The organism is Flavisphingomonas formosensis, assembly GCF_009755815.1.
GTDB lineage: Bacteria > Pseudomonadota > Alphaproteobacteria > Sphingomonadales > Sphingomonadaceae > Flavisphingomonas > Flavisphingomonas formosensis.
The window spans coordinates 516,367-531,261 of record NZ_WRPK01000001.1; the positions used below are offsets into that span (position 1 = coordinate 516,367).

Here is a 14,895-nt window from a genome sequence, read left to right on the forward strand (position 1 = left end):
TGACTTTCGTCAGGATGACAGGGAAGTCGCCCGGATCGGGTGATTACAGTCTTTTGGCGCGCGGACGCGCGCACCCACCCCTGCCCCCTCCCTTGGCAGGGAGGGGATGAGGTCGCTTACTCCGCGGCTTCGAGCACCACCGTCTCTTCTTGCGAAGGCGCGACGAAGGTGCCGGGGCGTGCGCCGGTCGCTTCGCCATTCTCGAAGGTGACGACGCCGTTGACAAGCGTGAGGCGGGTCGGCGCCGCCGAGCGGGTCCAGCGCCACGTCTTCCGGCCATCTGCTTCGGGCACGTCGTAGACGCGTTCCCAGTCGGCCACCTCGATCTCGTCGAGGTTGAACACGGCGACGTCCGCGCGCTTGCCGACCCTGATCTCGCCGCGATCGGCGAGGCCGAAATGGCGGGCGGGGCGGCCGGTGATGGCGTGCACCGCCTCTTCCAGGGTCAGGAGGCCCTTTTTGTGGAATTCGGTGAACAGCATCATGTTCTGGCCGACGCCGCAGAACATCTGGCCGTGCGCGCCGGTGTCGTTGATGTTGCCGACCGCGAAATCGTCCTTGTAGAGCTTGACGACCATCTCGTCGTCCTGCGTCCAGCCCTCGAGGTGGATCGCCGATTCCAGGCCGTTGTCGAGGAACCAGTCGGCCATCGCGTCGGAATAATGGACTCCGCGCTCGCGGGCGACCTCGCCGACCGTCACCTTCACCGGGCCGTGGCCATTGTCCGAGGCAAGGAAGATCAGCTTGTCGGGATTGGCCATGTTGGACTGGCGATAGACGTCCTCGTCCAGCGACTTGCGCGCGCGGGCGCGCCATTCGGGGTCGCGCAGCAGCTTGGCCTTGGCCTCGTCACCTTGCGCCTCGACCACCTCGTTCCAGGCCATCGAGCCGGACTGCGCCCAGACCAGCGAGTGCTGCACGCTGATCGTGAGGGTCGGCGAGACATGGGCGAAGGCCGTCCAGAAATCGCGGCCTTCCGCCTTCATCCGCTCATGGAACTGCTCGAGCGGCTGCTGCGTGCCCATCGCCTTCTGGAATTCGAGCGTCGGCAGGCCGCCCCACTGGACGCGCACCTTCTTGCCCTTGGTGAGGCGCGCGATGCGTTCCATCTGCTCGAGGCCGGTCATGCGCAGGAAGATGTCGAGCGCGATCTCCATCTGCGCATTGGGGTAGCGGTCGAGCACGTCGATCAGCGCGGCGAATTCGGCGTCGTCCGACAGGAGCGTCGGCACCGGGCGGTTCTGCCCGTCGAGGTCGAGCAGGTTGGTAGACAGGCCGAGCGCGCCGGCCTTCATCCCGTCGTCCAGCATCGCGGCCATCTTCGCGATCTCGTCCGGCGTCGCCACCCGCTCCCACGCCTCCAGCCCCATCACCGCGAAGCGCAGCGCGAGATGGCCGACATAGGCGCTATAATTGACCGGGAGCTTGAGATTTCGCTCCATCGAGGCCTTGTACTCGGACCAGCTGTTCCAGTCCCACGCGACATTGTCGAGGAAGGGCTGGATGGGGATGTCCTCGAAGAAGGAGAAGATCTTGATCATCTCCATGCGCACTTCGGGATCGTGGGAGAGCGGCGCACAGGTGAAGCCGCAATCGCCCATCACGATCGTGCTGATGCCATGGCCGGGCAGCGGATCGAGATCCGGCTGCCACCACATGATGCCGTCATAATGGGTGTGCGGCTCGATGAAACCCGGCGTCACGACGCAGCCGGACGCGTCGACGACGCGCTCGCCCGGCTGGGCTGCAAGGCCCGGGCCGACCTCGGCGATCAGGCCGTCCGCCACGCGCACGTCGGCCATCGTCGCGGGCGCACCGGTGCCGTCGACCAGCTTGCCGCCCTTGATCAGGAATTTGCCCGTTTCCGCCACCATCTCTCCAGCCTCCTCATCCTTGCGGAGTTATCCCGTTGCGGCCGGCAGGCTATGCCTTTGCAGGCGAATCGTAAAGCGGAGACTTGGTGTAACAGATTGTGATGGCCAGGGCCCACCGTCCGCCACAGCCCATATTCGCAAGCGCGCGCACAGGCGCGGGCGCGCGTGAAATCGGGTCACACAATGTGATCGGGACATGATCGCGGGATATGAATTGACGCCTCCCACGCGACCGTCAATCCTCCGCCACCTGAGTGCGTAGGACCCATCGGGACAGGGGAGGGCCAGGACGCCGAGCATCCACAAACGACGGACCTGACGTGAGATCGCGCACCCGCAAAGCGGGGCGGAGATAACGAAAACGAACATTCCTTAGGAGGGGAAATCATGGCCTGGAACAGGACTATGCTGCGTCATGCGCTGTGCGCGGGCGCGGCGGGCTCGGTCATTGCCGTCGCGCCGGCAGCGCACGCCCAACAGCGCGGAACCAACATGCAGACCCAGGGGCTGGAGGACATCGTCGTCACCGCCCGCAAACGCGAGGAAGCCTCGCAGCGGGTGCCGCTCTCGATCACCGCCATCTCAGGCGCCGCGCTGGAGCAGCGCAACTTCAAGTCGATCGACAATCTCGCCTCGGTGGCGCCGAACCTCACCATCACCCAATCGGCCTCGTCGATCGCGGGCGTCAACATCGCGATCCGCGGCATCATCGACGCCAATCCCACCGTCTATACGAACGATCCGCCGATCGGCCTCTATCTCGACGGCGTCTATCTGGGCCGCACGGCGGGCGGCATCTTCGACATCGTCGACGTGCAGCGCGTCGAGGTGCTGCGCGGTCCGCAGGGCGCGCTGTTCGGCCGCAACACGACGGGCGGCGCGGTCTCGATCACGTCCAGCAAGCCGTCCGATCATTTCGGCTTCCAGCAGAAGCTGAGCTACGGCTCGTTCGACGAATGGTCGTCGCGCACGCGAGTCGATTTCGGCGAGCTGGCGGATACCGGCCTCACCTTCCGCGTCACCTACCAGCATCGCCAGCGCAACGGCTACACCAACAACATATTGCAGCCGGACAATCGCGATCCCGGCGCGCTGAAGACCGATACGGTGTTCGCCTCGCTGCATGGCGAGTGGGATTCGCTGAAATGGGACGTGCGCGGCGACTATCAGGCCCGTCGCGGCGTGCCGGCGGCGATGCAGCTGACCGGCGCGTCCGCGCTGGTGCAGCAATATTATGCGCTCTCGCCGCTGCTCGGCGGCCGAACCTTCCAGATCTCCGACACGCGCCAGAAGGACCAAGCCTATGATTTCCGCGGCTTCAGCCACAGCCGCGTCTGGGGCATCTCCAATACGCTTCAATATGATCTTTCGGACGCGATCACGCTGAAATCGATCAGCGCCTATCGCGGGCTCAACAATCACGAATTCTCCGACCTGTCGGGTCAGACCGGGATGAGGGGGCTCGTGCTCAATCCGGTCGATTTCTCGGTTTCGGTGCAGCCGGTCTCGCCCTTCCAGTCCAGCAACCGATCCCACCAGCGGCAATTTTCGCAGGAATTGCAGCTCATCGGCACCAGCGACCGGCTGAACTATACCGCAGGCCTCTACTATTTCCGCGAGCGCGTGGGCCAGGTGAACCCGCAATATTATACCTATGTCTTCTCGCCGGGTCCGGGCCTGCCGCCGCTCGGCTACAATCTGCAGCGCAGCCCCACCTATACGGGCACGTCCAAATCCTATGCGGCCTATGGCCAGGCGAGCTACACGCCGCCGATCCTGAACGACAAGCTGGAGCTGACGGTGGGCGGCCGCTACACCAAGGACAAGCGGATGATCGATCAGGACGACACGCAGTTCGGCTTTCCTGCGACCACGCCGCCCTTCGCGCGCAAGCTTGCCAAGAGCTGGCAGAATTTCTCCTACAACGTCTCGGTAGCCTATAAATTCACCGAGAATGCGAATCTCTATGCGCGCTACGCCACCGGCTACAAGTCGGGCGGGTTCAGCAGCCAGGACATCAACGATGACGGCTATGGCCCGGAGAAGGTGAAGAGCTACGAGATCGGCCTCAAGTCCGAATGGTTCGATCGCCGGCTGCGCTTCAACATCGACGGCTTCTATACCGACTACAAGGATCGCCAGCTCACCGTGTTCGTCGCCTCGGCGAGCGGCGGGGCCGGCACCACGACGCAGAATGCCGGCCGTTCGACCTATAAGGGCATCGAGGCGGAAATCACCGCGCTGCCGGTGCGCGGCCTGCTGCTCGAAGGATCGATCGGCTATGTCGATCCCAAGTTCAAAACCTACCTGTTCAATCCCAATCCGGGTGATCCCGCGTCGCAGCCGATCAACGTCGCCGATCAGGCCCGCTTCGGCTATGCCAGCAAGCTGACCACCCACGTGGCGGCGCAATACACCTTCCCGGAGACGGGCTTCGGCACGCCTTCGGTGCGGGTGGACTATGATCATACCGGCAAGCGGTATTTCCAGCCGCTCGACATCGTCTCGCCGCTCCAGTTCAAGACGGTCGATCCCGGCTTCGATGACCTGCGGGCGCAGATTTCGCTGACCGGCATACCGCTGACCGAACGGATCAAGGCCGATCTATCTGTCTATGGCGCGAATCTGCTCAATGACACCAAGCATGTCGTGAGCGGCATCGACTTCGGCTCGCTCGGCTTTTCTGAGGTGCAGTATCAGATGCCGCGCAGCTTCGGCGCGAGCCTGACGATCGCCTACTGATCCGTCTGCGGTTCGATGCATGCTGCGCCCGTCCGAGATTTCCGACGGGCGCCCTTGCGTTTCGAGGCTCAGGCTGCTGTCCGGTCCTTCCAGTGGAGCAGATGGCCGATGTCGCGACGCTGGTCGCGCGGGAGGCCAGCGCGTGCGAGGCTGTGCGCCGTGATCTCGATACCGTCCCGCAACGGCTCGAACGCTTCCCAGACGCGGTCGTAAGATGTGCTGGAGATCTTCCAAACGCCATCCCGCCGGACGTAGCGATCCCGGTAGATCAGGCAGCCCATGGTGATTTCGCGGCGATCGAGCGAGATGTGGAAGTCCTCGCAATACCAGGTGCCTTCGGCGCTGTCGGGGCCGGTGAAGGCGATGTCCGGCAGATGCGCATGGTGCATGGTGATCATCTCGGAATGATGCGCGTTCAGCAGGAAATCGAGCATCTCGTCCACCCCGCGGCAGATGGCGGTATAGGCGCCTCCGCGATAGTCGACGGTCACGTCCGGCGTGAACAGCGCGCGCAGCATCGCGACGTCGCACAGGTCGGTCGCGCGGCAATAGCGGCTCTTGAGCTGCTTGATTTCTTCCAGGTCGGACAATTGCTGCGGTGTAAAGCCCATTTCGTTCCCCTCTCGCAGGATGGTCACGGCCAGCAGGGTTCAGCCGCGATCCGGCGGCAGCATAGGCTCGGCCCCCGCCTCCGAGACGGACGGCGGTATGTTCCGGGCTGACGGGTTCGATCCATCGCGCCATCTTCCGCGCCGTTGCGATCGCGCTTTCGGGCAGGTTGGCCTGCTTCGCGCCTGCCCTGGCCATTCAGCCTGCCGACAGCGACGGGAGCGTAACCAACGATCATGGATTTGACCCGTTCGCGATACGAAGATCGTCGGCTGCGCGCCACGCTGATCCAGATCGGCTGTCTGGTGCTTTGCTGTTTCTGGGCCGTGGCGGGCGTGCTGACGGTGCGGGAATTGCGCGCGGCGCATGCGGGCGCTTTCATGGTGGCCCACATGCATATCCACCCGCTGGCAACGTCACGCTCTGCCGAGGCCCGGCGCGCCTAGAGCATCGTGCGGAAAAGCGGGAATCGGTTTTCCGCGGAAAGGATGCGACCACAAAGGCTTGGCGCAAGCAGTGCGATCCATAGATCGCGCAGCTTCTCTAGGGCGCGATGAAACGGCGCCTCGCTGCCGCGAGATACCTTCTTTTCCGGATAGCTGCCTTCAAGGCAGGCCCCCCTCAAATCCCGGTCAAGCCGCACGGCGCCCCCGTAGGGGCGCCGGCCTGGCTCAGCGCGCGATGCCGCCGGCGGCGAGCACCGCCAGCGTCACGAGCTCCGATGCGGTGGATGCCATGGTGGCGATCTGCACCGAATGCTGCATGCCCACCACCATCGGGCCGATCACCGAATCCCCGCCCAGCTCACGCAGCAGCTTGGCCGAGAGATTGGCGGATTGGAGGCCCGGCATGACCAGCACGTTGGCAGGCCCCGACAGGCGGCTGAAGGGGTAATATTTCTTCATCGCCGGGTTGAGTGCAACGTCCGGCGCCATTTCGCCTTCATATTCGAAGCTGGGCTGGCGCGCGTCGAGGATGGCCACCGCCTCGCGGATATTCTCCAGCCACGCGCCCGGGGGATTGCCGAAGGTGGAATAGGAGAGGAAGGCGACGCGCGGCTCATGGCCCATCTTGCGCGCCACCGCCGCTGTCTGTTCGGCGATGTCGGCGAGATCGGAGGCGCTGGGCCGCTCGTTCACGGTGGTATCCGCCATGAACACGGTGTGGCTGCGGCCGACCAGGATGTGGATGCCGAACGGCTTGCGGCCGGGCAGCGGATCGATCACCCGGCGTACCTGGCGCATCGTTTCGGAATAGGTGCGCGTGACGCCGCTGATCATCGCATCGGCTTCGCCGAGTGCGAGCAGCAGGGCGCCGAAGATGTTGCGATCGGTGTTCACCAGATGCTGCACGTCGCGGCGCAGATAGCCGCGCCGCTGCAGCCTCTCGTAGAGGAAGTCGACCATCTTCGGCACCAGCGGCGAGATGCGGCTGTTGTGCAGCTCGAAGCTCGCCGGATCGTCGACGCCGAGCGCCTTGAGCCGTTCGGGCACGTCGTCGCGGCCGACCAGCACGGGAATACCGTAGCCGCCGTCGCGAAAGGCGATCGCGGCCCGCAGCACCGCTTCTTCCTCCGCCTCGGCGAAGACGACGCGCTTGGGATGCTGGCGCGCGCCTTCATAGGCCATGCTGAGCACGCCGGTGGTCGGGTTGAGGCGCGCCTTCAGGCTGTCGCGATATTCCTCCATGTCGAGGATCGGACGGCGGGCGACGCCCGAATCCATCGCGGCCTGCGCCACCGCCGCGGGCACGATCTCCATCAGCCGGGGATCGAAGGGTGCGGGGATGATATAATCTCGGCCGAAGCTGGGCGCGACGCCGCCATAAGCGAGCGCGACCTCCTCGGGTACCTGCTGGCGCGCGAGCTCGGCAAGCGCGCGGGCCGCGGCGATCTTCATCTCATCGTTGATCGTCGTCGCCCGTACGTCGAGCGCGCCCCGGAAGATGAAGGGGAAGCCGAGGACGTTGTTGACCTGGTTCGGATAGTCCGAACGGCCGGTCGCGATGATCGCATCCGGACGCGCCGCACGGGCAGCCGGCGGAGTTATCTCGGGATCGGGATTGGCCATTGCGAAGATGATCGGCTCCGGTGCCATCGCCTTGACCATCTCGCCGGTCAGCACATTGGCGGCGGACAGGCCCAGGAACACGTCGGCGCCGACGAGCGCCTCGGTCAGCGTGCGGCGATCGGTCTTCACTGCGTGCGCCGACTTCCACTGGTCCATCGATTCCTGGCGGCCCTGATAGATCACGCCGGAACGATCGCACATGATCACCCGATCGGATGGCACGCCCATCGCCTTGATCAACTCGGTGCAGGCGATCGCGGCGGCGCCCGCGCCGTTGACGACGACGCTGATGTCCCGGATGTCGCGCTTGGTGAGATAGCAGGCGTTGATCAGGCCGGCTGCGGTGATGATCGCAGTGCCGTGCTGATCGTCATGCATGATCGGGATGTTCATCCGCTCGCGCAGCGTCTGCTCGATCATGAAGCATTCGGGCGCCTTGATGTCTTCGAGGTTGATTCCCCCGAAGCTCGGCTCCAGCAGCGCGACCGCGTTGATGAACGCTTCGGGATCCTCGGTCGCCACCTCCAGGTCGATCGCATCGACGTCGGCGAAGCGCTTGAAGAGGACGGCCTTGCCTTCCATCACAGGCTTGGAGGCGAGCGGGCCGAGATTGCCGAGGCCCAGGATCGCCGTGCCGTTGGAGATCACCGCGACCAGATTGCCTTTCGCCGTATAATCATAGGCGGTCGCCGGATCCTCCGCGATCGCACGCACGGGCACGGCCACGCCCGGCGAATAGGCGAGGCTGAGATCGCGCTGCGTCGCCATCGGTTTGGACGCGATGATCTCGATCTTGCCGGGACGTCCGGTGGAGTGGAATAGCAGAGCCTCGCGCTCTGAAAATTGAACGTTGCTGCCTTCGCTCATTGTCGTCCTCATGGCGGCCCCGCGTCGCAGAGCCGTGACATCGCTCCACCCCGGTGGATCGACCCGCGCGCACAATTCAGGCACGAGCCGGAACAAGGTAAAGCGGTTGATCGGAGCCGAAACGCTCTAGGCCATTACCGGGCCACGGCAAGCCGATATCGGCAGCTTTCTCGCAGGAATCGCAACGACCGTTCCATAGTGCGGAACGGCCGGTGCGATTGGCATCGTTGCTGAATGAGCATGCCTGATTCGCAGATCGGCGTCGTGGTGCCGGATGGCTGTGTTTTTATGCGATCCGGGGTGTAGATCGATACGCGAATGCGCAGTCGAGTGGGGTTACGCGCGGCTTCTGGACGGGCGGCCTTCGCCGCTTCCGCGGGCCGATTGCAGCCCGTGCAAAGTCGGTTCCGCTCTCCGGTCAAAAGCCCTATCGCTGCCGCCCATGTCTTCCCGCTCGCACGCTTCCGAACCGGCCGCGACGCCGATGATGGCCCAATATCTGTCGCTGAAGGCGCAGGTACCGGATTGCCTGCTGTTCTACCGGATGGGCGATTTCTTCGAACTGTTCTTCGACGATGCGAAGGCTGCCTCGGCGACGCTCGACATCGCCCTTACGGCGCGCGGCGAGCATCAGGGCCAGCCGGTGCCGATGTGCGGGGTGCCTGCGCACAGCGCGGAAGGCTATCTGGCGCGGCTGATCAAGGGCGGCCACCGCGTCGCCATCGCCGACCAGACCGAGACGCCCGCGCAGGCCAAGGCGCGCGGATCCAAGTCGCTGGTCGGCCGCGCGATCGTGCGCGTCGTCACCGCGGGCACGCTCACCGAGGAGGCGTTGCTCGATTCCCGTTCCGCCAACTGGCTGACCGCGATCGCGCCGGTCGGGGGCGTGGTCGGCATCGCCTCGGCGGATATTTCCACGGGCCGGTTCGAGTTGGCCGAGATTGCACCCGCCGCGCTCGATGCCGAACTTGCCCGGCTCGATGCGGCCGAGTTGATCGCGCCGGACAGCATGGCCGAGGCGCCGGCACATGCGCTGCCCTGTCCCGCCGGACGGTTCGACAGCGCCGCCGCCGAACGGCGTCTGAAAACGCTGTTCGGGGTTGCGACGCTGGACGGCTATGGCGGCTTCTCGCGTGCCGAGCTGGCGGCGGCCGGCGGCCTCATCTCCTATCTCGACACGGCCGGGCAGGGCAGCCTGCCTTTCCTGCAACCGCCCGAGCGGCGCCGGTCGGGCGATCACATGATGATCGACGCGGCCACCCGCGAGAGCCTGGAGCTGACCCAGGCAAGCGGCGGCGGACGGCGCGGCAGCCTGCTCGACGCGATCGACCGCACCGTCACCGGCGCGGGCGCGCGGCTGCTCGCCGCCGATGTCGGTGCGCCGCTCACCGATCGCATCCGCATCGAGGAGCGGCTGGACCTGGTGGCGCTGTTCGAGCGGGACGGGGGCCTGCGTGAGGCCATTCGCGGCCGGCTGAAATCCGCGCCGGATATCGGCCGTGCGCTCGGCCGGTTGGTCGCCAAGCGCGGCTCCCCGCGCGACCTCGGCATGCTGCGCGACGGCCTCAACGAAGCGCGCGACCTGCATGACCGACTGGCGCGGATCGAGGCGCGGCCGGCACTGCTCGATCGGCTGCTGCCCCGCCTGACCGGCCATGGCGCGCTCACCGATCTGCTCCGCCGTGCGCTCGTGCCCGCGCCACCGATCGATACCGCGCAGGGCGGCTATATCGCAGAAGGCTATGACGCCGCGCTCGACGATCTGCGCGGCCAGGGTGGCGAAGGCCGGCGCGCCATCGCCATGCTGGAGGCGCGCTATCGCGAGAAGACCGGCATCGCGTCGCTCAAAATCCGGCACAATGGCGTGCTCGGCTATCATATCGAGGTGTCGGCCAAGCATGCCGATCCCCTGATGGCGGCCGATTCGGGCTTCACCCATCGCCAGACGCTGGCGGGCGTCGTCCGCTTCAACGCGCCGGAACTGCACGAGCAGGCGACGCGGGTGGGGCAGGCGGGCGCGCATGCGCTCGCCGCCGAGGCGGCGCATCTCGAAGATCTGATCGCCACCGCGCTCGATCGCACCGTCGAGATCGCGGCGACGGCCGAGGCGCTTGCACGGCTCGACGTCGCGGCGGGCCTTGCCGAGCGTTCGGCGGAAGGTGGCTGGTGCCGGCCGCGGTTCGAGGATCACAATTGCTTCGAGATCGAGGGCGGCCGCCATCCCGTCGTCGAAAGCGCGGTCGCGCTGACCGGCGGGCGCTTCGTCGCCAATGATTGCCGCCTTTCCGAGGATTCGCGGCTATGGCTGATCACCGGCCCCAATATGGGCGGCAAATCGACCTTCCTCCGGCAGAATGCGCTGATCGCGGTGCTGGCCCAGGCGGGTAGCCCGGTGCCGGCGACCCAGGCGCGCCTCGGCCTGGTCGACCAGTTGTTCAGCCGGGTCGGCGCGTCGGACAATCTCGCGCGAGGCCGCTCCACCTTCATGGTCGAGATGGTCGAGACGGCGGCGATCCTGGCCCAGGCGACCGAGCGGTCCTTCGTCATCCTCGACGAGGTCGGCCGCGGTACATCGACCTATGATGGGCTTGCCATCGCCTGGGCAGTGGTTGAGGCAGTGCACGACAAGAATCGCTGCCGCTGCCTGTTCGCCACCCATTATCACGAGCTCACCCGGCTGGCGGAGCGGCTCGACGCGCTCTCGCTCCACCATGTCCGCGCGCGGGAATGGAAGGGCGATCTCGTCCTGCTGCACGAGGTGGCGCGCGGGCCGGCCGATCGCAGCTACGGTCTCGCTGTCGCCAAGCTGGCTGGCTTGCCGCCGATCGTGCTGGCGCGCGCGAAGGAGGTGCTGGGGCGTCTCGAAGCTGGCCGGGCGAGCACCGGTGGCCTCGCTGCGGGCCTCGACGATCTACCGCTCTTCGCCGCGGCCGCAGTGCGGGAGGAGGCTGCGCCCGACCCGCTGCGCGCCGCACTCGACGCCATTTCCCCCGACACGCTCAGCCCGCGCGAGGCGCTGGATCTGCTTTATCGGCTGAAGGCGATCGTGGCGGAATGAGCCTGCGCCGGGGGTTGGAGCTCCGACGCGCGAGGTCCGTAGCGCCAGCGAGGGCGACGCCCTTTGCATGCGGCGACATCCGTTCGGCATGACTGTCGAGCAATGCAAAAAGAGTGCGGTTTCAGACCGCTCAGCCTAGCTCTTTTAACTATTCGTCCCTAGGTGAACGGGCATGGCGACGCGTTTCGAAGCCCTTCATAATCGGCGTGCGATCATCGATCGGCGCAAGCTGGCGGATGCCCTGGTTGAGCTGCTGCCGGACAGCAGCGATGTGTCCGCGCTGCGCCGCGAGGCGACGGCGATGCTGAAGAGCGCGCTGGAAACTGGCCGGCGCGAGATTGCGGCGCGGCTGACGGCCAATCCGACGCGCGGCAGCGAGACAGCGGCCTCCTATGCCTTTCTCACCGATCAGGTGCTTCGCCTGGTCTATGATTTCAGTACGCAGCGCCTCTACCCGTTGAGCAATCCCACCGCCGCCCAGCGGCTGACGCTGATCGCGGTCGGCGGTTATGGGCGCGGCGAGATGGCGCCGTTTTCGGATGTCGATATCGGTTTCCTCACACCCTGGAAGCAGACCAGCTGGGCGGAGCAGGTGATCGAATCGATGCTCTACATGCTGTGGGATCTGGGGATGAAGATCGGCCACAGCAGCCGCTCGCTCGACGACATGGTGCGCATGGCGAAGAGCGATCTCACCATCCGCACGGCGCTGCTCGAATCGCGCTTCGTGTGGGGTGACGAGGCGCTGTATGACGAAGCCGCGCGCCGCTTCGACGACGAGGTGATGGCCGGCACCGCGCGTACCTTCATCACGCAGAAGCTGGCGGAGCGGAATGCCCGCCACCAGCGCATGGGCGACAGCCGCTACGTCGTCGAACCCAATCTCAAGGAAGGCAAGGGCGGGCTGCGCGATCTCCACACGCTGTTCTGGATCGGCAAATATGCGCATCAGGTGCGCACCGTGCCGGAGCTGGTGAACAAGGGGCTGTTGACCCCGGAGGAGCTGCGCCAGTTCCAGAAAGCCGAGAATTTCCTGTGGGCGGTGCGCTGCCATCTGCATCTCGTCACCAACCGTGCCGAGGAGCGGCTGACCTTCGACGTGCAGCGCGAGGTGGCGGAGCGGATGCGCTATGCCGATCGTCCGGGTCGCTCGGCGGTCGAGCGCTTCATGCAGCATTATTTCCTGGTGGCGAAGCAGGTGGGCGATCTCACCGGCCTGTTCCTCGCGCATCTGGACGAGCTTTTCGCGGCGCGCGGGCGGCGTTTCGGTCTCGCCGGGCTGCGGCGGCGGCCCCGCAATCTCGGCGGTTTCCTGCTCGACCGCGGCCGGCTCAAGACGCCGAGCGACGACTTCTTCGAGGAGGATCCGCTCCGCCTGCTGGAGCTGTTCGCGCTGGCCGACAAGCATGGGCTGGAAATTCATCCGCTCACCATGCGTCAGGCCAATCGCGACGCGCGGCTGATCGATCATGCGGTGCGGCGCAATCCCAAGGCCAATGCCTATTTCATGGACGTGCTCACCTCGCCGCGCGATCCGGAAACCGTGCTGCGCTGGATGAACGAGGCCGGCGTGTTCGGCCGCTTCGTGCCCGATTTCCGCCGGGTCGTCGCGCAGATGCAGTTCGACATGTATCACCACTATACGGTCGACGAGCATACGGTGCACGCCATCGGCCTGCTCGCACGGATCGAGAAAGGCGAGCTGGCGGAGGACCATCCGCTCGGGACCAAGCTGATGGAGCGTATCGTTTCGCGCCGCGTGCTCTATGTCGCGGTGCTGCTCCACGATATAGCCAAGGGCCGCGGCGGTGATCATAGCGTGCTGGGCGCGGAGGTGGCCGAGAAGCTCTGCCCTCGCTTCGGCCTCACGCCGGCGGAGACTGACATGGTCGCCTGGCTGGTGCGCCACCACCTGCTGATGTCGGCGACGGCTTTCAAGCGCGACCTTTCCGATTTCAAGACGGTGCTGGATTTCGCCGAAGCGGTGCAGAGCCCGGAGCGGCTGCGACTGCTGCTGCTGCTGACGGTAGTCGACATTCGTGCCGTTGGGCCGGGCGTATGGAACGGCTGGAAACGACAATTGCTCGCCGATCTTTACGAGTCGGCCGAAGAAGTGTTGCGGCTCGGCCACAAGCAGAAGGGCCGGCGCGAGCGGATCGATGTGAAGCAGGCGGAACTCGGCCGGCGGCTGGGCTGGGCGCAGGCCCGCTTCGCCAAGCTCGTCGAGCGGCTGCCGGAATCCTATTGGGTGGCCGAAGCGGACGATATCGTCGAGGCCAATGCCCGGCTGATGGAGGCGGCGGACAAGGCGCATAATCCGCTTTCGATCGCGGCGGTGCCCGATCCGGAGCGTGGTGCGACGCTCGTCACCGTCTATGCGGCGGATCATCCCGGCCTCTTCTACCGTATGGCCGGGGCGATCCACCTGGCCGGCGGCAACATCATCGACGCCCGCATCCATACGACGCGGGACGGCATGGCGATCGACAATCTGCTGGTGCAGGATCCGTTCGGCCGGCCGTTCGACGATCCCGATCGCCTGCAGCGGCTGAAGCTCACCATCGACGATGCGCTGGCGAACCGTAACCGGCTGGACGACCGGCTGGCGGCGCGGCCGCTGCCGCGTACGCGCGCGGAGGCCTTTCCGATCCAGCCGGTGGTGCTGATCGATAACAAGGCGTCGAACCGCTATACGGTCGTCGAGGTGAACGCGCGGGATCGGCCCGCGCTGCTCAACACGCTCGCCCACGCACTCTTCCAGTCGAAGGTGACGATCCATTCGGCGCATATCGCCACCTATGGCGAGCGCGCGGTCGACACTTTCTATCTGACCGATCTGACCGGCGACAAGATCACCAGCCCCAGCCGCGTCAAGACTCTGGAGCGGCTGCTGCTGGAAGCGGCCGGCAAGCCTGCGGCGAAGGTTGCGGCGTAGAGCCAAGAGCGTTGACGTCAGGCTTGGAAGCCGAACGGTCACGTGGCCCCTCGGCTTCGCTCAGAACAGCCTTCCCGCAACCGATTGATAGCGCGAGCGCTTCAGCTCGCGCCGGGACGAAAGAAGAACGTTCTTTCTTCCTTGAACGGGTTCGGCATGGATGCCCGAGAAAGCCTTACTGGCCGCCGGTCGGGTTATCGGCGGTGCTGCCCGAGGTGGTGCCGCCGACGCGGCCGATATTGCCGAACAGATCGCGGAAGAAGCCGCGCTTGCGGCCCAGCGTCGGCGTCTTGTCGCCATTGGGCGTGATCGAAACGACGCGCTCGAGCCCCGACCTCTCGACCGCTGCGACGTTGCCCGCCGGATCGAAATGCACCGTCAGGAGGAGCTGCTTTTCCACGCGCGGATTGGAGAAGGCGAGGGCGCGCGTATCACGCGAAAGATAATACCAGTCGCGATCGCTGAATTGGCCGGCGAAGGTCGGCCGGCCCAGCGTCTTCGCGACGGAATCGCGATTGTCGATACCCGGCTGGATCGAAGAGATCAGCGCCGAATCGACGACATAGCCCTTATGATCCTTGATCCGTGCACAACCGGCGAGAGACGCTACCAGCACGAGCGCCAGCGCAGAGGCGGCTAGCGGCGGGGTACGGACCATCAACGACTCCATCCAGAGCGATTCCGGTACAGGGCTGATCCTGCATCTCCGAAATCGCACATCACAAACCCGGACCGGTTCCG

Annotated in this window: 8 protein-coding genes; 4 read left to right on the forward strand and 4 right to left on the reverse strand. The window is 65.6% G+C overall.

The features are described from left to right. Window positions 1–116 precede the first annotated feature (116 nt). On the reverse strand, window positions 117–1,874 hold the full coding sequence (locus tag GQY20_RS02540) for an N-acyl-D-amino-acid deacylase family protein (protein ID WP_157215459.1): 1,758 nt from the start codon (window positions 1,872–1,874) through the stop codon (window positions 117–119). A gap of 387 nt (window positions 1,875–2,261) precedes the next feature. Here GQY20_RS02540 and GQY20_RS02545 point away from each other — a divergent pair, with 387 nt between their 5' ends. After that, window positions 2,262–4,616 (forward strand): TonB-dependent receptor, encoded by a 2,355-nt coding sequence (locus tag GQY20_RS02545; protein WP_157215460.1) that lies wholly within the window; start codon window positions 2,262–2,264, stop codon window positions 4,614–4,616. Between the two features lie 68 nt (window positions 4,617–4,684). Here the strand turns inward: GQY20_RS02545 and GQY20_RS02550 are convergent, their stop codons facing one another. After that, on the reverse strand, window positions 4,685–5,227 hold the full coding sequence (locus tag GQY20_RS02550) for a nuclear transport factor 2 family protein (protein WP_157215461.1): 543 nt from the start codon (window positions 5,225–5,227) through the stop codon (window positions 4,685–4,687). Window positions 5,228–5,461: 234 nt separating this feature from the next. On the opposite strand from GQY20_RS02550, the gene GQY20_RS02555 reads away from it, so the two are divergent. After that, window positions 5,462–5,671, forward strand: coding sequence for a hypothetical protein (locus tag GQY20_RS02555; RefSeq protein WP_157215462.1), 210 nt, complete (start codon window positions 5,462–5,464; stop codon window positions 5,669–5,671). Window positions 5,672–5,896: 225 nt separating this feature from the next. Here the strand turns inward: GQY20_RS02555 and GQY20_RS02560 are convergent, their stop codons facing one another. After that, window positions 5,897–8,161 (reverse strand): NADP-dependent malic enzyme, encoded by a 2,265-nt coding sequence (locus tag GQY20_RS02560; RefSeq protein ID WP_157215463.1) that lies wholly within the window; start codon window positions 8,159–8,161, stop codon window positions 5,897–5,899. 442 nt (window positions 8,162–8,603) lie between these two features. On the opposite strand from GQY20_RS02560, the gene mutS reads away from it, so the two are divergent. Together mutS and GQY20_RS02570 are read left to right on the forward strand one after the other, a co-directional pair. Beyond that, window positions 8,604–11,219, forward strand: coding sequence for a DNA mismatch repair protein MutS (gene mutS / locus GQY20_RS02565; RefSeq protein ID WP_408641042.1), 2,616 nt, complete (start codon window positions 8,604–8,606; stop codon window positions 11,217–11,219). Between the two features lie 172 nt (window positions 11,220–11,391). Continuing rightward, the gene (locus tag GQY20_RS02570; protein WP_157215464.1) at window positions 11,392–14,154 is read left to right on the forward strand and encodes a [protein-PII] uridylyltransferase; all 2,763 of its coding nucleotides are present in this window, start codon (window positions 11,392–11,394) and stop codon (window positions 14,152–14,154) included. A 175-nt stretch (window positions 14,155–14,329) separates the two neighbouring features. Here the strand turns inward: GQY20_RS02570 and GQY20_RS02575 are convergent, their stop codons facing one another. After that, window positions 14,330–14,812 (reverse strand): outer membrane protein assembly factor BamE, encoded by a 483-nt coding sequence (locus GQY20_RS02575; protein WP_232475854.1) that lies wholly within the window; start codon window positions 14,810–14,812, stop codon window positions 14,330–14,332. Window positions 14,813–14,895 lie beyond the last annotated feature (83 nt).

Bases quoted from the DNA above. Each gene is read 5' to 3' on its own strand.
- GQY20_RS02560 (WP_157215463.1), bottom strand. From the start codon at position 8,161: ATGAGCGAAGGCAGCAACGTTCAATTTTCAGAGCGCGAGGCTCTGCTA.
- GQY20_RS02550 (WP_157215461.1), bottom strand. From the start codon at position 5,227: ATGGGCTTTACACCGCAGCAATTGTCCGACCTGGAAGAAATCAAGCAG.
- GQY20_RS02570 (WP_157215464.1), top strand. From the start codon at position 11,392: ATGGCGACGCGTTTCGAAGCCCTTCATAATCGGCGTGCGATCATCGAT.
- GQY20_RS02540 (WP_157215459.1), bottom strand. From the start codon at position 1,874: ATGGTGGCGGAAACGGGCAAATTCCTGATCAAGGGCGGCAAGCTGGTC.
- GQY20_RS02545 (WP_157215460.1), top strand. From the start codon at position 2,262: ATGGCCTGGAACAGGACTATGCTGCGTCATGCGCTGTGCGCGGGCGCG.
- mutS (WP_408641042.1), top strand. From the start codon at position 8,604: ATGTCTTCCCGCTCGCACGCTTCCGAACCGGCCGCGACGCCGATGATG.
- GQY20_RS02575 (WP_232475854.1), bottom strand. From the start codon at position 14,812: ATGGTCCGTACCCCGCCGCTAGCCGCCTCTGCGCTGGCGCTCGTGCTG.
- GQY20_RS02555 (WP_157215462.1), top strand. From the start codon at position 5,462: ATGGATTTGACCCGTTCGCGATACGAAGATCGTCGGCTGCGCGCCACG.